This is a genomic window from Herbaspirillum sp. Her2 (assembly GCF_057961375.1).
In genome coordinates this window covers 5,005,918-5,024,750 of record NZ_CM176331.1, presented here as the reverse complement: position 1 = coordinate 5,024,750, position 18,833 = coordinate 5,005,918, and the positions used below count along the sequence as shown (strand labels likewise).

14 protein-coding genes are annotated in these 18,833 nt (G+C 55.5%); 5 read left to right on the top strand and 9 right to left on the bottom strand.

The window, feature by feature from the left end; genetic code table 11:
• Positions 1–17 precede the first annotated feature (17 nt).
• The 4 genes from glmS to ACWHXP_RS22750 all read left to right on the top strand — a co-directional run bounded on the left by glmS (position 18) and on the right by ACWHXP_RS22750 (position 4,558).
• A complete protein-coding gene (gene glmS / locus ACWHXP_RS22765; protein ID WP_034332249.1) occupies positions 18–1,835 on the top strand; it encodes a glutamine--fructose-6-phosphate transaminase (isomerizing) in 1,818 nt (605 codons plus the stop codon).
• Positions 1,836–2,173: 338 nt separating this feature from the next.
• Complete coding sequence (locus ACWHXP_RS22760; RefSeq protein ID WP_489634979.1) at positions 2,174–2,710, top strand: hypothetical protein; 537 nt, start codon at positions 2,174–2,176, stop codon at positions 2,708–2,710.
• 238 nt (positions 2,711–2,948) lie between these two features.
• Positions 2,949–4,211, top strand: coding sequence for a hypothetical protein (locus ACWHXP_RS22755; protein WP_489635829.1), 1,263 nt, complete (start codon positions 2,949–2,951; stop codon positions 4,209–4,211).
• Positions 4,212–4,213: 2 nt separating this feature from the next.
• Entirely contained in the window at positions 4,214–4,558 is a 345-nt protein-coding gene (locus tag ACWHXP_RS22750; RefSeq protein WP_489637752.1) for a helix-turn-helix domain-containing protein, read from the top strand.
• 271 nt (positions 4,559–4,829) lie between these two features.
• Here the strand turns inward: ACWHXP_RS22750 and ACWHXP_RS22745 are convergent, their stop codons facing one another.
• The 6 genes from ACWHXP_RS22745 to ACWHXP_RS22720 form a co-directional block, all read right to left on the bottom strand.
• Complete coding sequence (locus ACWHXP_RS22745; RefSeq protein WP_489634980.1) at positions 4,830–6,467, bottom strand: HipA domain-containing protein; 1,638 nt, start codon at positions 6,465–6,467, stop codon at positions 4,830–4,832.
• Between the two features lie 834 nt (positions 6,468–7,301).
• A complete protein-coding gene (locus ACWHXP_RS22740; RefSeq protein WP_489634981.1) occupies positions 7,302–7,826 on the bottom strand; it encodes an XRE family transcriptional regulator in 525 nt (174 codons plus the stop codon).
• 4 nt (positions 7,827–7,830) lie between these two features.
• Positions 7,831–8,154, bottom strand: a complete 324-nt coding sequence (locus ACWHXP_RS22735; RefSeq protein ID WP_489634982.1) for a hypothetical protein — start codon at positions 8,152–8,154, stop codon at positions 7,831–7,833.
• 654 nt (positions 8,155–8,808) lie between these two features.
• Positions 8,809–11,034, bottom strand: coding sequence for a hypothetical protein (locus ACWHXP_RS22730; protein WP_489634983.1), 2,226 nt, complete (start codon positions 11,032–11,034; stop codon positions 8,809–8,811).
• Complete coding sequence (locus ACWHXP_RS22725) at positions 11,034–12,179, bottom strand: hypothetical protein (protein WP_489634984.1); 1,146 nt, start codon at positions 12,177–12,179, stop codon at positions 11,034–11,036. Before ACWHXP_RS22725 ends, ACWHXP_RS22730 begins: the two co-directional genes overlap by 1 nt.
• Positions 12,180–12,192: 13 nt before the next feature.
• Entirely contained in the window at positions 12,193–12,624 is a 432-nt protein-coding gene (locus tag ACWHXP_RS22720; protein WP_489634985.1) for a pyrophosphatase, read from the bottom strand.
• Positions 12,625–12,859: 235 nt separating this feature from the next.
• Between ACWHXP_RS22720 and ACWHXP_RS22715 the strand changes: the two genes are divergently transcribed.
• The gene (locus tag ACWHXP_RS22715; protein WP_489634986.1) at positions 12,860–14,050 is read left to right on the top strand and encodes an extracellular catalytic domain type 1 short-chain-length polyhydroxyalkanoate depolymerase; all 1,191 of its coding nucleotides are present in this window, start codon (positions 12,860–12,862) and stop codon (positions 14,048–14,050) included.
• A gap of 87 nt (positions 14,051–14,137) precedes the next feature.
• Here the strand turns inward: ACWHXP_RS22715 and ACWHXP_RS22710 are convergent, their stop codons facing one another.
• From ACWHXP_RS22710 to ACWHXP_RS22700, 3 genes are all read right to left on the bottom strand, one after another.
• A complete protein-coding gene (locus tag ACWHXP_RS22710) occupies positions 14,138–14,629 on the bottom strand; it encodes a DinB family protein (protein WP_489634987.1) in 492 nt (163 codons plus the stop codon).
• 171 nt (positions 14,630–14,800) lie between these two features.
• Positions 14,801–15,388 carry a mechanosensitive ion channel family protein gene (locus ACWHXP_RS22705; protein ID WP_199900288.1) on the bottom strand — a complete coding sequence of 196 codons (588 nt, stop codon included), beginning with the start codon at positions 15,386–15,388 and terminating at the stop codon, positions 14,801–14,803.
• 248 nt (positions 15,389–15,636) lie between these two features.
• Positions 15,637–18,816 (bottom strand): CusA/CzcA family heavy metal efflux RND transporter, encoded by a 3,180-nt coding sequence (locus ACWHXP_RS22700; RefSeq protein ID WP_489634988.1) that lies wholly within the window; start codon positions 18,814–18,816, stop codon positions 15,637–15,639.
• Between the last annotated feature and the right edge of the window lie 17 nt (positions 18,817–18,833).

Here is an 18,833-nt window from a genome sequence, read left to right as displayed (position 1 = left end):
TTCCAGCGAGGTAATCCATGTGCGGCATCGTCGGCGCGGTAGCGCAACAAAACGTCACTCCCATCCTGCTCGAAGGCCTGAAGCGCCTCGAATACCGTGGTTATGACTCCTGCGGCGTGGCGCTGCATGTGGATGGCAAGCTGCAGCGTTCGCGCAGCACCTCGCGCGTGGCCGAGCTGCAGCAGCAGGTGGCGCAGAGCGGCCTGTCCGGTTTCACCGGCATCGCGCACACCCGCTGGGCCACGCACGGCGCGCCTGCCACCCACAATGCGCACCCGCACTTCTCGCGTGACCGCATCGCGCTGGTCCACAACGGCATCATCGAGAACCATGACGAACTGCGCGCCGAATTGCAGGCTGCCGGTTATGTCTTCGAGAGCCAGACCGATACCGAAGTGATCGCCCACCTGGTCGACCACATGTATGACGGCGATCTCTTCCACACCGTGCAGCAGGCCGTGCGCCGACTGACCGGTGCCTACGCGATTGCCGTCTTCTGCGCCGACGAACCGCATCGCGTGGTGGCTGCGCGCCAGGGTTCGCCGCTGATCGTGGGCGTGGGCGAAGGACAGAATTTCGTGGCCTCTGATGCGATGGCGCTGGCCGGTACGACCGACCAGATCATTTATCTGGAAGAAGGCGACGTGGTCGATCTGCAATTGCAGAAGGTCTGGATCGTCGACGCGGCCGGCCGTCCGGCCGAGCGCGAAGTGCGCACCGTGCAGGCTTATACCAGCGCGGTGGAACTGGGTCCGTACCAGCATTACATGCAGAAGGAAATTTTCGAACAGCCGCGCGCCATTGCCGACACGCTCGAAGGCGTGGTCGGCATCATGCCCGAGCTGTTTGGCGACAAGGCTTACAAGGTCTTCAAGGAAGTGGATTCGATCCTGATCCTGGCCTGCGGCACCAGCTACTACGCGGGCCTGACTGCGAAGTACTGGCTGGAGTCGATTGCGAAGATCCCGGTCAACGTCGAGATCGCCAGCGAATATCGTTATCGCGACAGCGTGCCCAATCCGAAGTCATTGGTGGTGACCATTTCGCAGAGTGGCGAGACGGCCGATACGCTGGCTGCGTTGAAGCATGCGCGTGGTTTGGGCATGCAGCACACGCTGACCATCTGCAACGTGGCCACCAGTGCGATGGTGCGCGAATGCGAACTGGCCTACATCACGCGTGCCGGTGTGGAAGTGGGCGTGGCCTCGACCAAGGCCTTCACGACACAGCTGGCGGCGCTGTTCCTGCTGACGCTGGCGCTGGCGCAGACGCGCGGGCTGTTGACCGAAGAACAGGAAGCCGAACACCTGAAGGCCATGCGCCACCTGCCGGCCGCGCTGCAGAGCGTGCTGGCGCTGGAGCCCTCCATCGTGGCGTGGGCCGAGGCCTTTGCGCGTCGCGAGAATGCGCTGTTCCTGGGGCGTGGGCTGCATTACCCGATTGCGCTGGAAGGTGCGCTCAAGCTCAAGGAGATCACCTATATCCACGCTGAGGCTTATGCCGCAGGTGAACTGAAGCATGGTCCGCTGGCGCTGGTGACGGATCAGATGCCGGTGGTGACCATTGCACCCAATGATGCGCTGGTGGAAAAACTGAAGTCCAACATGCAGGAAGTGCGTGCGCGTGGGGGGCAGCTGTATGTGTTTGCGGATGGTGATTCGCGTATCACTTCGGCGGAAGGGCTGCATGTGATTCGCATGCCGGAACACTATGGGGTGCTGTCGCCGATTCTGCATGTGGTGCCGTTGCAGTTGCTGTCGTATCACACGGCGCTGGCAAGGGGGACGGATGTGGATAAGCCGCGGAATTTGGCTAAGTCGGTGACGGTGGAGTGAGGGGGCAGGGGCGACTGCCCCTGATTGGAACCAAACAATAGAAGCACTTTATTTTGAATAAAAATGGACGGATTTTCGGCCAACCTTCACCGGCCGGAAGTCCAGCCCCCGCCCGATAAACCAGTGCTTTTATTGTGACATTTTTCGCAATACCAACGCACCTTCAAAGTTGGTTATCGCTTTTCCGCATTTTTCCCGCGTTTTCCTGCCCCACCGGCTCCTTTCCCCCCTTCACAGCCCGCTGCTTGGCGACTGCTAAGAGAGCCCTCTCTACCGAAGGATTCGCCTCCTTGAGCTGCTCAAAGTCGACCGAATAGCCATACAGTGCATTCAGAGCTTTGACTAAAGCACAGGACCCACTGAAAACATCTGTTCAAAAAGGATTAGCCTCCAAAGAATCAGAAATTTCCGCGAGAGAGATTCCCGCCGAGGACACGCCCAGCATCGAGACGACCTTCGTCAAAAGTTTTTGGCAGAGCGGCCCGTCGACTAAAGGCAAGAAAATGCCACGTTGGCTGCCTCAATTTGTCGTTGACTACTGCTACGGGCGACGCGGGTGGATTGCCCAATGCATGGAGCAATTGGATATCGAGCTTGGCAGTTCCAATGGCACGCCAGTGGAAAAGTGGACCAAGGCGTACGTTGAAGGCGTAATGAAGTACCGCTTGAAAGCGATGAATCCTGTTCGGAAAGTGCTTGGTGAGCTGGAAAGGACTGACGTCATTAGCTCCAAGGCAAAATTCCTCAGCTACGTGGACTTTCTCCCGAACGAGGTGTTTGAACTTCCATTGCAAGGAACCTGGTACGAAATGCTCGTGACTCAAGGAGATAATAAAAATGACACTTTCGAGCCACCAATTATCAGTGGACCATGAGGCGTTGACGATGAACGGCTGGGGACCTCGCTACGCGGAGATTTGCGAGGCGGGAAGAACGAGTCCGTTACTTCCCAATCCGATGTTGACTCAGGATTAGCTAAGCAAGATTGCGGTGCCATTCGCTGATGCAATCGAGCGAGGCATTGGTGTGCTGTGCGTGCACCTTGCTGCAAACAATCGCACTGCCTTTTTGCTGACCAGGCATTCAGTGCAGAAGGATGTGGATAACCAGGTTATGTACAGGGGTAGAGAGGTGTATATCCCTGGGCATGGAAAACCTACACTCATGCTGGGGGCTGACCGTGGAAGCAACGCCATCGTTGGGTATCACGTTACGTTCACCCCAGAGAATTCGGCGTGCTACAGGGAATTGATGAAAAGCGTCTATAGCTCGAAGGAGCGAGACCTCCTTTTCCATGGAGTCGGAATCCTTGATGGTTTTGTACACGGCTACACTTCGAAGATTTTCATCGACCGCGGACCGGGCATTGCCAATGCATTTCAGGATGCGATAGAAACGCTTAGGGTGTCCTCCCTGTTTGCCGCTCCTGGAGACCCACAAGGCAAAGGACTCATCGAAGGCATCATGAAGCACATTCAGAAGGCCTTATCTGAGCTGCCCGGCTCAACGTACAAGAGTGGAGATGAGGAGCGCGACTATAAGCGCAAGCAAGCATCAGAGACCGAAGCTGTCAGCTACGACGATTTCATGGAGGCGCTTCTAATTGCCATCAGTCGCTGGAACATGGAGGTCGACAATAGGATACTGCTGACAGAGGACATGAAGGACAAGGGAATTTTGCCCTCGCCTAAAGAAGTCTATCTCTACTACAAGGCACGCTTGAGAGGCGATGCAGCATTCGTTTGGCCTCAAGAAGATGTGTTCAGAAGGCTTTACCACAATGAACCTCGGACTGTGGACGACGACGGCATCGTCGAATATGAAAAGGGAAAATTCACTTCGCCCGATTTGCTTGCCTACGCTAGCCACTACAAGCGTATTCATGGAACAACGATGGAGATTACGGTTTATGACCTCGGCCACAACGGTATGCATTTGCTGTGGGATATGCCAGATGGGAATCTCGGACTCCTTGAGGCGAATGGCGACACAGCGCTTGTTCGTGCACCTTCAGCGAGGTTAAAGGCCGTTTCCAACCATATTGGTAACGCGCTATATCGCGAAGCCACCAAGCGCTCGCGACGGAACCTGGACAACATCAATCGGCACATCAGGAATCGAAATGCGATGTCCAAGAAGCACGTCAATAAAATGGCGGCGGCGGACAAGATTGCAATCGCACAATCAAATGCGCAGCTTACTTCACCCGCTGAAGCCAAGCGAGCTGCTACTAAGCAGCTCAACGATGCGAAGCTGGCGCATAGTTTGGGGGGCATAAATGTACCGATGAAAGTGCCTACACCAGCGGTTGTACCCCCAAAGGATACGATGACATTCCAGAAGTCGGATGTCCTTATCGTCGCTGACGACGACTAGCGATGGGCGCGCTGAAACCAGGCTCTCTTTCCCTCAACCATGTCAGCGAGATGGCACGGATAGGGGGAACGATTGCCAGGCTTCGCCGCTCAAAAAGAATGAAGCAAGAGGTGGCTGCACTGCAAGCAGGTCTGTCTCGCGATACTGCCTACAGAATAGAAAAGGGCGAATCGAATGTGGCAATAGGCCAGATTCTTCGCTATCTGGATGCGATATCCCCAGGTTTGAGTCTGAAGGATGTCCTGGTGAACTGCTCGCCTGATGCTAGTGAAGATAGCCAACGCGTGAAGCGTAGGCGTGTCTATCGTGATGCTCCGGCCGTAGACCCTAGCAGCCAGGGAAAGTAGCGACGGACTTGTGGACGCTAGATGGGCCTCGTCTTCGCGAGGATGGAGTCCATACTAGTCTCCGCCGGTAGCGCATCAGGCGTCCGTATCGTAGCACCGGCGCCAATCAGGTCGCTGAGCAGATGCCTTATCCTTCCCAAATCCCCTATCCTTACGCCTTCCTTGGTACCCACCACCAGGTACTGCCCTGTTCTATCTGAATCCGACCATCCGCAGAAGGGCCATATAACCTCGGGTTCTCGGCACCGCGCTTCTTCAATATCCGAAGAAATTACTCTTTGTTCTCCTCAAGCCGCTGCGTCGGCTGCTCTCCGAAATAACCTTTCGCTGCGTCTGAAGCATCAACGGATGCCGACTTGACACACTTGGCCAGCCCCAACCGCTCCCGCCGGTGCAGCGTTGAAGCCACGGTTAAGAGATGTACCGCCCGGGCGTTGATAGAATCGGCAATCTTGCGGACCACGGTCCTCTCTGCGGCCGAGTAGACGTCAGACTTTGCCAAAGTTGGCGCATGCGTCATCATCGCGGATGCAATGGACTTGAGCTCCTCTACCAGAGTCTCTGATGGAATTGCGGCCTCGGCTGCAAATATCGCCAGGTCTTCATCAGTGACATCCTCTACCAAGAATGCATTCCCGAACGCCATCGCCATTTCGTTGGCCATGTCATAGACCCGCGTGCACACGAGGTCGTAGGCCGGCGCCGGCATGATTCCGAGCCGGCTCTGGAAGAATGACAGGTTCTTGGCATGCGCATCGCTGTTCCCAATCAGCATATTGAAGAGCGCCCATCTCACGATGGACATCTTCCCCTCCTGGGGAACCATGAAATTTCGCTCCAACTCGAACATCTCATGAAAGCTGATACCTGAGCGCTTTGGTCGATAGGCGCCACTGTGGCCTTCTGGGCATTCGTACTTGAAGAACGGATGCTCCCCCAACGCTTGGCATGCATCTATGGCGTGAACACGTTCAACCATTTCTGGGTGCCGGATGATACTTCTCGCCCGGTCAAAGCGTTCCACCAGTAGAACTGACTCAGGCACACGCCGAATCTCTACGTTTGCGACGGGGAGGCCAACGGCTTTGGCGAGCGTCATGCAGAAGTGCTCGTTGGCGACCATCCGTCGCTGCGTCCTCCCCTGCGGCTCCGGCTTCAGGATGTGAGTCGAGTTGAGGCTCCCGCCTACCAGCTGCATGTCATTTCCCTCCAGATGTACTTGGAGTTTATCTTGGACGCCGGCCAACGACTGGTAGAACTCGCCATCCCAGAATGAAAACGGGACGGAGCTCCTACTCCGGATGCGCTTTGACAGCTCGGTATCCGGCAACTCTCGGATGACAGGCTCTCGCTCATCAGGGACTGTGAGGCCATCAACGTCCAGGTCAAATCCTATGGCGCCGGCGGGCTCCCGGCATAATTGCATGACGAGGGCAAAGATATTACTGCGGTCGACTTGAAATCGACGCGATGCCTCCCAGCGCGCCTCTCCTTCAGGTAACAAATTGAGCAAGTGGTCCCTCACCACTCGGGAATGTGCTGTTGATTTGCTCGCAGATTTGACCCTCTCCATTTGACCCACCTTCCATTGCCTGCTGAAGGCAGCCACCCGGTCATACGACCCCTCGTATCCCAGTTCTCTTAAGTCCAGGAACATCTGTTTTAGGGTCCTTCTTTGCTTCCGAGATTTGACCGCGTCTGCGCTGAGCCAAGCGGAGAGCTTGGCGGTGAAGTCATCGAGCGAGCTTGGCGAACGCCTTGCTGGATAAGCAGGTTCGCTGACATCGGATCGGATGTAGCGGCGAACTGTGTTGCGGGAAATGTCGAGCCTGCGGGCGATTTCCCGAATTGAGATGCGGTCTCTGATGTACCAGCGTCGAATAATTCCAAGTAGGGCCACGTCTATCACTCCGTTCTCCCGCTCGCTGTCATGAGCAGGATTGTGGTCTAAACATGGGTCAACTTTGGATGCAAATTTCCGGGGAAAGTGGGTCAGTTTTCAATGCAAATCAACACGCATTCTTAAGAATGCGGCGGCGCTTAGCTTTTAAGACGAACACCCGCTATTGCTAAGCCTTGCTAGTCTTTCGACTAGACCTCCTTGCTGGCTGTTGGCTCTCACCGAAGCGGCAGGGAGGATTTTTTTCTCTTAAGATAAATGGAGCATGGTGGTATGTATCGCCGCTCAATCTCGGAGCACGAGACGAGCCACGGTGCAAATACCGAATCAATATGCAGAAGCCCCGACAAGCGGGGCCTCTGGTCCATCGGGTCCGATTCCTCTTACCTAGCGATTGCTAGGCCAAGCAGAACTTGGCGGGCGACCTCGCTAGTCGGCTCAAGAGGTCCTTTAGAACAGCATATCAAGCTGATGGTTACAACGCCAATTCAATGCAGCCCGGGAGCGATTCCGTCTACATGCTTCAACAGGTACCACAGTGCAACCTCATTGGCTTCGCTGAGGCTCAACCCGACATAGTTCTTTGCGAGACGGTAGGATGAGCCGACATGGAGGTCAACCAAGTAAGGGCCATTCAGTCGGCAGCCAGAGTGGAATGCCGGGTCTCTACGACTACAGACGTACACGAATTCCCCTAGATGGACGTCCGAGCGAACGGAAAATCCCTCAATGAACTCTAGGGCGGCTGACCAATTCAACACGGACATCAGCTTGTCTCCAGCCCTGCAGAGGGCATACTATCCCAGCCTTCGACACATGGTAGCCCTTGCGGCATATCTGCCATCAAGTCGACCAGCCTGTATCGTTTGGGGGCGACTCTTCTGTCCGGAACAGGACACTCTTCCCCGCTCGCAACAGAATGTCGACGAGCGAATCGATGGTGATATTCTCAGGATTCATCCTCGTTATTTCATACACCCGCGCAGGCTTCACCCCGAGTTTTTCTGCGGCACCGGCGTACGTGATTTGGTTCTCATCCATCCAGGCCGTGACCTCCTTCATCAGGCTCTCCACGAGGGTCAGTTTTGCCATAAGGGTGGTGTCCTCTTCCTCCCCATTGTCTGGCACCTCCGTGGAATAAAGCACTGCGGTGGGTATAGCACTCTCGACGTCCGCTACAGCAATACGAATTGCCTGCTCCAAAGAGGTAGCACTGCGCGTGAAATCGAGAACAATTTTCCCAGGTGCACCTACTCCAACGAGAGCATCCAAGCAGCCAGCCTCACCGAGCCGTTCGAGGATATCGTCAACGTCAGTCGTGGTGTCGGCAGGGTCCAGCCGGTATCGGAGGATGAAGTTGTGCTCCATAGGTTTAGTCCTCCCTGTGGGAAGCAGACCGCGCACGGAAACGTTCGGCGGCAATCTGCGCCTTGGTCTTGACGGTTAGCTCCGGCGCGGGGCCAGCAGGTCCCTCTTTCATTTTCTTCAACGCTATCTGCTCAAATATGTCGAGCTCAAGGCCGAACCGGTCCAGGACGACCATCAGCTCCAGGACCGAGTAGTCGCAGTCGGCATCCAGGATGCGCACAATGGTGCCCTCTGGCAGTCCCAATTCGGTGTCCAGAGCGTCGTAGTTGAATGCTTTCGCGCTCAGCTCATTCCGCAGAAAGCAGGAGATGTCGTCGAGGCTCTTCATGTCCGTGCTTGGTGAGTATCTGGTGGAATTCAAGCTTACGCGGAAGCTGCAATGCAAAATAGGGCAGAGTAGCGACATCGCTCGGACAACGCACGATTTGGCGGACGGTAAGGGCTAGCGCCCGAAATATCAGGCACGGTAGTTGGCGCAGGGAGCGCAATGCACGGCGTCGTGATGACTATCCAGAAAATCAGGTCATGCGGTCCGCGAGGGTGGAGGCCTGGCAGCGAGGCGTCCCGTCCAATGACATCAACTGGAGCAAAGTAGAATCCAACCGAAGTAGGCTGGAGAGCCGCACTGGCACTGGATTTGGTATGGTTTATTTGCTGAGAAGTCGCGAAAAGAAAATCCGGCATTTTGACTAACCACTTTAGAGGTCAGGATGACGATGGGGAAATGCCAATTTCTGATTTAAAATCAGTGAGATAGTTTGACCGAAGCACATTCGGATAAAGTGCTTCTATTGTTGGGTTCCACTGATCCTCAATCAAAAAATACCAATCGGCGATTTTTAACTATGATGAATAAAGCTGGTCGGAGTCTGATTCCATATTGGCAGGAAACAAAAACCAACGTTCTGTCTTGACCATATCAATGAAGCAGAATTCGCTAACAAAAAGTCGCTACATTTCCTCCTCTTGAATGTCAGGCGCTCTAAACCCCAATTTCAGCGCGCGGCAGTTGCAATTCATTCGCCAGCAGAAGTAGGCCGAGCAATGCAGATGGAACATCCTTAAGATGCACAATGGCTTTCGAAATTACCTCTGCTTGGTCACTCTGTTTTAGCTTCATTCGCTCAGTAGCCAAGGCCGCAGCGAATTCGGATGCGGCTTCACCGTATGCGTGTGAATGGCGATCAAATACTTTACCCAAGAACTCCTTCATCAATTTACTAAGATGAGGGCTAGCAGAGTAATCTAACTCAGACGGAAGACTGGCTCTGAGGAGGGCAGCTTGAAGGATGCTATCGTTAAATCGTAGGAAGCATTCTGGCGCAATCACGACTGACTCGTAACCCGTAGGTTTCAGCTGGTTCCCAGGAATCTTGCACTCTCTAGCTGCTTGCATAGCAGAACTCATTGCTAAAAATACCGCTGCGGCAGGAACCTGTTGAGGACGGTCCTTAAAAACATCACCCAAAAATAGAAATCCGTCGGAGAGTCCGAGGGCAGAACCGTCAAACTTTGCTAGATAGCCATTTCTCGCGATGTTTATTGCGCCTACGGCCGCGCGAATAGAAGCGGCCACGACCGAGGGATCCACTAAGGAATGTGCAACTTCCGCCATATCAGCCTGTTCAGCCAAACGATGCAGAGCTCGCCAAGAATCATCCGAACTCTCAGGCCCCGTAGGCAAAACAAAACGAACCGAAAAGCCATACCGGCGATGTGACGTATTCCTTTCCAGGAATTGCTTAAGTCGCTCCCAAGCTTCCTCGGACTGCGGCAGTCCTGTTCCAATAAGGAAATGACGTGGCAATAACGGATTAACGTACTCGCGTAGATCCCTGCTGATTTCACGAAGCTGTCCGCCGTCACCAGCAAGTGCCGTGACAACAAGTATCCCTCCAGCGGAGGCAAGACTATCTTTACAAATTACATCGCTCGAAAGCACACGAATCGAATCAATACCTTTAGCATCAGCCAATATCTCTGACGCACGATTCGCCAACGCCAACGAACTTTCATCGTTAGTATGCACAACAAGATCGATCGAAGAAGAAACGCTCCACCTAATTTCAGCATCCAACCAAAGATCAAAATCTCCCCCTGCCTCTATCAAAGGGGGCGTAAGCGTTATGACACGCGTTCCGTTCGGATGTCTCGCTGCATTGATATGAGTAAAACCGCTAACATCAAAGAATTTCAAAACAGCCGTCAGGTCCTTTGGAGTATGCGGTAGTCCTAGCGTCACCGCGCGTGGGGGCTTGGCTTTCGAAGAGAAATGCTCCCCCACCAACTCAATTTCGGTTTCCACTCCAGTATGAGTGAACCTCTTTAACTGACTATCAATTTGATCCAACTCAATCAACACGCTGCCGCTGCGGCCCTTCGCAGTCATATCAATAAGCGTAACCAACCTTTTAGGATCAAATCGTTGGTTCTTGTGAAGCTGCCGTACCATTCCACCAGACGTAGACGCAGAAATCACGACCAAGTAGGGCTCTGTTGGTAGTGCAATTTTTTTAACGTCATCATAGGAGTGAAAGCTATGAATTCGCGCTGAGCTGCCCATGAAACTGAGCGCCTCATGGACATAGTGATAGATACTCATCGTATCGATGAACACCGTGCAAAGGCCTTCTTTAACGAAGCCCTCTAACTGAGCAACAATCAATCTGCCAACATAGCAAAGCTGCGGCTCAGACTTTGCCAGCTCGCGTGCCTGAATGAATATCTTATTGACGGTACCCGAAGGATGTTTAAAAACATGGCCCGCTGGCGCCACCTGCACAACATCGTTGCGCTTCACCAAACTCACCAAGCCATTTTTCAATATCCCTTCCGCGTTCAAAGCGAATGGGATATTTGCTTGAGAGGTTGCGTGAATATAGTACTCCGCTACCCCGGCGGCTTCCCAAGAATAAAAGTGAAACGATTTAATGTACTGGACTTGATTCCGAATCCCGCGCGTGACGAAGATTTCTTGCTGCGACTGAGAGCTCCAGTATTCGCTTAAGTCACCAATGATGCGCCGACTTGCAACGAATATCATGCAATCTGGAAGAGTGTCGTTGCTTTTCAATGCTGCTTCAAGTTCAGAAAAAAACTCGACGCTAGAAATCTCTCGCCGCCCATCAAAAAATATGCAAGCGATATCGATTCCTAAATTTGTCCGCTTACAAACGCTCTTAGTGTTGAAGAAAAAGGACTTATCCATCAATTGACTCGCAATGGAATGATGATCGTGATTACTGCACCCGCGACCTCAGCAAGTTCATCGGTACTCCAATCATCGAAATCGAACAATTGATTTGACTCCCCAAATCCGAAACTGTTGAAGATAGAGTGTCGGCCGGACCGAATTCTAATCAACCCCCCAATATCCTTTAGTGCGCTGAGCACACCGGGAATCCCTTGCCCAGCACCTGTCTGTTGCTTCGTGGTGAAATTCTTCTGAAGACATTGAATCAGTACGTTTCTTTCCTCTTCCCTACTCAACTCCATGGTAGGTTTTCCTGCTGCGCGGCTAGCCAACCCGGGGCCCGAGTCGAAAAAACTTAACTGTAAGCACCGCATCGAACTCATCCGTGGCTCGTGCGAAGCCAGCGACTCTCGGGCCCAAAAATTCTTCAATTTGGGGTGTCCCTCAAAGTCCGACATAAACAGCCGCTCCTCCATCACGCCCCAACTCGCGATAAATCCCTCAACATGTGCGACGTATTTTTCGTAGGCGTGATTACTTGTAGCGTGCTCCTGCGTATTTTTAAATAGTTCAGAAGAAAAAATACTAACCGCATTCCAGAACGTTTCCGGCACTAACTCTTGATCTTGATGAGCAATCCGGGTGAATAGCTTTTTGAATAATCCAAGCATTCCAGAAGCATCCTTCGAAGCATCTGGGGATCGGAAATAAAATAACGGTGCCAGATACTGCAGTCTCATTCCGCTCACACACGTCATATCAATGCTTCGCCCTTTGATTATGCGCCCCAAATCCTCATCATCAGTTGCTTGCATTTTCTCCCTAGCCTGGCGCAAAGCCTCTCGCCGCCCGACGAACTGGCCTCCAACTTGAACCCCCTCTGCCATGCGAAGCGCGGCTATTCCTGGGGCATAATCACAAAGCTTCTCTATCAGAGCTTGGAGATTGTTCGAGGCGTGAAAATGGATAATATTTTCTCTTGCCGCTCTCGCCCAGGTTACAAATAATTGCAGCCGCGCCGCGTCGTGCAATGCGCCGCTACGCTTATTTATTGCATCGCGCGGCACCTGAATTGGCGCGCCTCGCGCCTCACTAATTGAACGAAGCCCCGCCTCGACCTCGGCGATGGTCTTTAAATCCGATAAAACGATAGGGTCCATGGCGATGCTTTGACTAACTTTTATACGCACTGGATTCGAGAAGCTCTCGAATCTTCGGTTCCGGCCGCCAGTAGTTTGGGCCCTTTAGAAACTTCCCATTCCCGTCGTAAATTGGCTTACCATCTGCTCCTAACTTACTCTCATTACTATCCATAATAATGTCTAAAACCTGCTCAAGAGGAATTCCATATTTCAAGGCCTCCGATCGGCAGTAGACGACGACATCACCCAACAAATCCGCAATAGCAACAGCAATTTCATTCTGACTAGCACCATCATTAGCAAGGTCTACGATGTCATCGATTTCGTTAACTTCGTCTATCAGTGTCGCTTTAAATTTTTTGAGTCGATCTTGGACATTCTCTGGAATTACCGGCGAGGAATTCGACGGTAGGCCATACATCGAATTCATCAAAGCTATACGCTCTGCAAAGGTTTTTTTCATACTTACTCTCCGAGTGTGAATGAATAATCGAGCGTCGGACCAACCGCACCAACACCTGTATCGGTTTGAGTATATCGCAACTCATTTCCGCACCCAATGAAGATCCAAATCGAATATTGGCTGCATCAGGCATAAAGAACAGCTGCTTCTTTGGACCACTAAAGATAGGTGCCCAAGTATATTAGTGTCACCGAATTTCCAACACGCCCTACGCTAATGGCGCCTCTCTTCCCGAATGAGAATCGCAACCACGTCTGAACATTCGCACTGGAAAAATTATTCCGGCTTTCGCATGCGAACCAGCGTGCAGTTGCCACGGTCGAACAAAAACCATCATCCACCTGGCGTCATCCCGATGAAAAAACTGAGCCGCCTGTGGCTATCGGCCATGAAAAAAGCCGGGAAAGTACAGCGCAAACAATTTCTCGATTTCCTTTCGCCCGCTTCACCCCGCAGCAAAACCTCATCCATACGCAAGCCCAAGACCGCTCCTCTTGCAGCCAGCGCATCCACATCCGAAGTCACGGTCACCTCCGCAGTCCATCACGTCCCCGCCACCACACATTCACTGCAGTATCGCCTCTGCCTGCCCAAGCCCACTTCCTCAGGGCTGCCCCTAATCGTGATGCTCCACGGCTGCCAGCAAAACGCCGCAGACTTTGCGCAAGGGACCAGGATGAATGCGCACGCAGCAAAGCACGGCTTCGCCGTCCTGTATCCAGAGCAATCCCTGCGGGTCCATCCCCACCGATGCTGGCGATGGTATGCACAGGACGCCCAGAAGGGCGACGGTGACGTCGCATTGGTGGCCTCCCTGATCCAGGAGATCCTGAAAACACATCCCATCGACCCGCAACGCATCTACGTCTGCGGAATCTCGGCCGGTGCAGCGATGGCACATCTCCTGGCATTGACGCACCCCGAACTCATCGCTGCTGTCGCGCTGCACGCCGCCCCGGTTTCCGGTGTCTGCAGCAATGCCGCCGGGGCGTACTCTGTGATGCAGCATGGATCGCTGCGCGCTTCAGCCGCCGCCAAGCGGGCGCTCACACGCTTTCCCCGAACGGGCGCACTACCTGCGATCCTCATCGGCGGGACTGACGACAAGATCGTGCGGCCCATCAATCAGCGCCAGCTACTGGAACAGTTTCATTTACTCAATCACACGCAGAGCTTGACCGAGCAGCCTCCCCGGGAAACGCCCTACGGCCGCACCTCCAAAAAGCATCCACGGCGCAGGATAGTTGCAACCCGTGACTATCTTCGTGGACGCAAGCTCATCATCCGATCCGTGCTGATCGAGGGACTGGGGCACGCCTGGAGCGGCGGGGACACCACCCTGTCCTACAATGCAGCGGGGCCGGACGCCAGTCGGCTGGTTGTCGATTTTTTCTCCCGGCATCGCTTGGAACCGGGGATGAAGTAAAACACCCTGGTCACCCGCACTATCGAAAAGAAAGGAGCGCGAAGCCGATCAGCCATGCATCAAAACACGACTGCATTTTGATGAGCGCTAGTTCCTTCTCTCGGGTTCTGCAGCATGAATGAACACGTTGTAAGTATCGGCAGGACGTGTCCCCACGGCCAGATCAAGCGCATGGCCAATCGCCCCGCGATGGTAAGTGCCGTGATTGATGAGGTGAAAGATGACTTCTTCGCGGCTGAGTCTTCCGCGCTTCCCATCCACGAACGTGAAAGAAATATCTTCCTTCAACTGGCTGGGACCGAGACTCCTGGCATAGGTCAGCAACCACTGGTTCGCCGCCATCAGCCTGACCTCCAGCTCAGCCAGTTCAGGCAGGTGCTCGGTATTGGTGGAGTCATGCGGATCGGCCACGCCACGCAATCTGGCTTGGAACAATTCCTCAACACGCACCATGTGGTTCAACTGTTGCCGCGCGAAATCGAACGCGCGCTGTTGTTTCTCTTGCGTGAGTTGCGCAACCGCATCAAGAATGCGGCGGTCCGACCAATGCTTGTATTCCAGGATTTTAATCAGGTCCATTTCCAATTTTCTCCTTGGCCCTGAACGATACCTCAATGGTGCGTATTGCGCCGGGAACGCCGATGGCGCCAAGGCCTTCCAATGTTGGAAGGAGGCTATGCGCCATCAGCAACGGAGCTTTGATATACGGAGATGCATGCATCATTCCTGCATGCTTGCCAGCAGTCACGCCTAAAGTACAACCCCGCCCTCATCATTCCACCTCCGCACAATCCGCTGAAAGAACATGCTGTTGGGCAGCTGCAAAGTTGTCTTCGCTTCCTGCTCCTGCCCTTCCTCCAGCAAGGTGGTATAGACCAGATTGATATCCAGCACGCGCCCCTTCACGCCGGGCTTGTCGCCGCCCTCCAGCACCTCGATCAGATCCCCCACGCGGAACGGGCTGGTGGTGAAGATCAGGATGGCGCAAAACAGATTGGACAACACGCTCCACACCGCAAAGAAAGCCACCGCACCCACAGCAGCAAACCCGGTGAACGCAGACCACAGTACCGCCCCGGAGACGCCCATGCGCTCCAGCGCCCACAGCATGGCACCGCCATAGATGAAAAATCCCAGTACCCGCTGCGTGAGCATGACGGCCGTGGCCGGCAGTCCATAAGTCCGCGCGATCCTGGCCATCACGCTTCGGGCCACCCGCATGATGGCCAGCGCCAGCAGGAAGATCAGGACCACCTCCGTCGCCGGCACGAGCACGTCGAACCAGTCGGCCATCCATTGCGGCAGGTTATCGTGGATGGACTGCAATACTCTGTTCATTCATTTCCTCTTGAAAATCACTTTGACGATGCGTTCCCGATCATGCACCGACACCCCACCTGCAGAAAAAGTGCCCTGAACATCCATAGTGATCCGGCAACAACGAAACGGCGCACAGAGTAAACCAGTTTCAACGGAAAATCTGACTTCGTCACATCAGCGGACAAAGTCCCTGATAAAAACAGGAGAGCCCCTGGCAGGCCCTCCTTCACGTCAGTGCGTCTCCTGCTGATGAAGAGTTGACGCCCTCATGCTGCCCCCCTCCTCTTCCGCCAAAATCCAACCCGGCGCACCACGCCCTCTTCATCCCCCGCATGCGCCAGCCGATACAGCAGCGGCAGCACCAGCAAGGTCAGCGCCGTCGAGGACAGGATGCCGCCAATGACCACGGTAGCCAGCGGACGCTGCACTTCGGCACCAGTCCCGGTCGCCAGCGCCATCGGCACGAAACCCAGCGAAGCCACCAGCGCCGTCATCAGCACCGGACGCAAGCGGGTCATGGCGCCCTCGTGAATGGCCACATCCAGCGACCGCCCCTCCTCGCGCAGACTGCGGATGAAGGAGATCATCACCAGCCCGTTGAGCACCGCCACCCCGGACAGCGCAATGAAGCCCACCGCCGCCGAGATCGACATCGGGATGTCGCGCAAGACCAGCGCGAGGATACCGCCGGTCAGTGCAAACGGAATGCCGGTAAACACCAGCAAGCCATCCTTGACGTTGCCAAACATGGCAAACAACAGCACGAACACCATCAGCAAAGCCACGGGAATGACGATCTGCAGACGCTGCGTGGCCGATTGCAGGTTCTCGAACTGGCCGCCCCAGGTGGTCCAGTAACCGGTCGGAATCCTGACCTCGGACTGCAACTGGCGCTCGGCATCGGCCACGAAACCACCCAGGTCCCGTCCGCGCACGTTGGCGCTGACCACGATGCGGCGCTTGCCATCTTCGCGGCTGATCTGGTTGGGACCCGGCGCGATGTTGAGCGTGGCGACCTCGCCCAACGGGACGTAACTGGTACGCTGCGCGCCCTCCTGCAGCGGCAAGGCCACCGGCAGGCGACGGATCGCCTCCAGATCGGTGCGGGCCTGATCAGGCAGGCGCACCACGATGGCGAAGCGGCGGTCGCCCTGGAACAGCGTCCCGGCTTCCTTGCCGCCGATGGCGGTGGCGATGGTGTCCTGGATGTCCGAGACATTGAGTCCATAGCGCGCCGTCTTCTGGCGATCGATGTCCACCGTCAGCATCGGCAGGCCGGTGGTCTGTTCGATCTTGACTTCGGTGGCACCGGGGATCTTCTCCAGCACGGCCGATATCCTGGTCGCGGTCTCGTTGAGCACCTTCATGTCATCACCAAAGACCTTCACCGCAACGTCACTGCGCACGCCCGAGATCAGCTCGTTGAAGCGCAGCTGGATGGGTTGCGAGAACTCGTAGCTGTTGCCCGGGATCTTTTCCACTTCAGCCTGGATCGCGGCCAGCAACTCTTCCTGTGTCTTTCTCGGCTGGGGCCACTGGTCCTGCGGCTTGAGCATGATGTAGCCATCCGAGATGTTCGGCGGCATCGGATCGGAGGCCACTTCGGCCGTGCCGGTGCGGGCGAACACGCGTTCTATCTCGGGGAATGTCTGCTTCAGCGTGCGCTCGATCTGCTTTTGCATCTCGAGCGACTGGCTCAGGCTGGTACCGGGAATGCGCAGCGCCTGCACCGCCATGTCACCTTCGTTCAAACTTGGTACAAACTCCGTTCCCAGGCGCGTAGCCACTGCACCGCACACCACGATCAGGGCTCCGGCCAAGGTCAGCACCACGGCCTTGTTGTCCATGATGCGCTTGAGCATCGGCTCATACAGGCGCTTGGCCCAGGCCATCATGACGTTCTCCTTTTCCGCGACGCGCTCGCCGATGAAGAGGGCGATGGCGGCGGGAATGAAGGTGACCGACAGGATCATCGCGCCGACCAGCGCCGCCACGACGGTAAAGGCCATTGGCGTGAACATCTTGCCCTCGACGCCGGTGAGCGCAAACATCGGCAGATACACGATCATGATGATCAGCTGGCCGAACAGCAGCGGGCGGCGCGCCTCCTTGGCCGCAGCGAAGACCTCATGGAAGCGCTCGCTGCGGGTGAGCGTGCGGCCATGATGCTGCTGCGCATGGGCCAGCCTGCGCACGCAGTTTTCCACGATCACCACCGCGCCATCGATGATGATGCCGAAGTCCAGTGCGCCCAGACTGAGCAGGTTGGCACTCACCTTGTTGGAGACCATCCCGGTGAAGGTGAACAGCATGGCCAGCGGAATCACGGTGGCCGTGATGATGGCCGCGCGGATGTTGCCGAGGAAGACGAACAGCACCGCCACCACCAGCAAGGCTCCTTCGACCAGGTTCTTCTTGACGGTGGCGATGGCCTTGTCGACCAGTACGGTGCGGTCATACACGGTCACCGCCTCCACGCCCGGAGGCAGGGTGCGATTGATCTCGCGCATCTTCTTGTCGACCGCCTGCGAGACCTTGCGGCTGTTCTCGCCGATCAGCATGAACACGGTGCCCAGCACCACTTCGCGGCCATTCTCGGTGGCGGCACCGGTGCGCAGTTCCTGACCAATCCCCACTTCGGCCACATCGCGCACGCGGATCGGCACGCCCTTGACGTTGGCCAGGACGATGTTGCCAATATCTTCGTTGGAGCCAACCTGGCCCGGTGCACGGATCAGGTATTGCTCGCCGCGCCGCTCGATGTAGCCGGCACCGACGTTGTTGTTGTTCTTCTCCAGCGCCTTGACGACCGTGTCCATGGTCATGCCGTAGGAGGCCAGCTTCTCCGGTGAGGGTGCCAGCAGATACTCCCTGGCGAAGCCGCCGATGGTGTTGATCTCGGTGACGCCCGGCACCAGGCGCAGTTGCGGCTTGATGACCCAGTCCTGGATCTCGCGCAGGTCGGTGGCGGTATAGGGCGTGCCATCGGCTTTGCGTGCGTCCTCCCTGGCCTCTACCGTCCACAGGTAGATCTCGCCCAGGCCGGTGGAGATCGGTCCCATGCCGGGATCGATGCCGGGGGGCAGCTGGCTTCTGGCCTGCTGGATGCGTTCATTGACCAGTTGCCGCGCAAAGTAAATGTCGGTGCCGTCCTTGAAAATCACCGTCACCTGGGACAGGCCATAGCGCGAGAGCGAGCGCACCTGTTCCAGATGCGGCAGTCCCGACATGACGGTCTCGATCGGATAACTGATGCGCTGTTCGGTCTCCAGCGGTGAATAGCCGGGCGCGGCGGTATTGATCTGTACCTGCACGTTGGTAATGTCGGGGACGGCGTCGATGGGCAGCTTATGGTAGCTGTAGATCCCGTACGCGCCCATGCCGAGCACCGCCAGCAGGACCAGCCATCGATGCTCGATGGCAAAGCGAATGATGCGTTCAAACATGATTGTCGTCTTTCCTG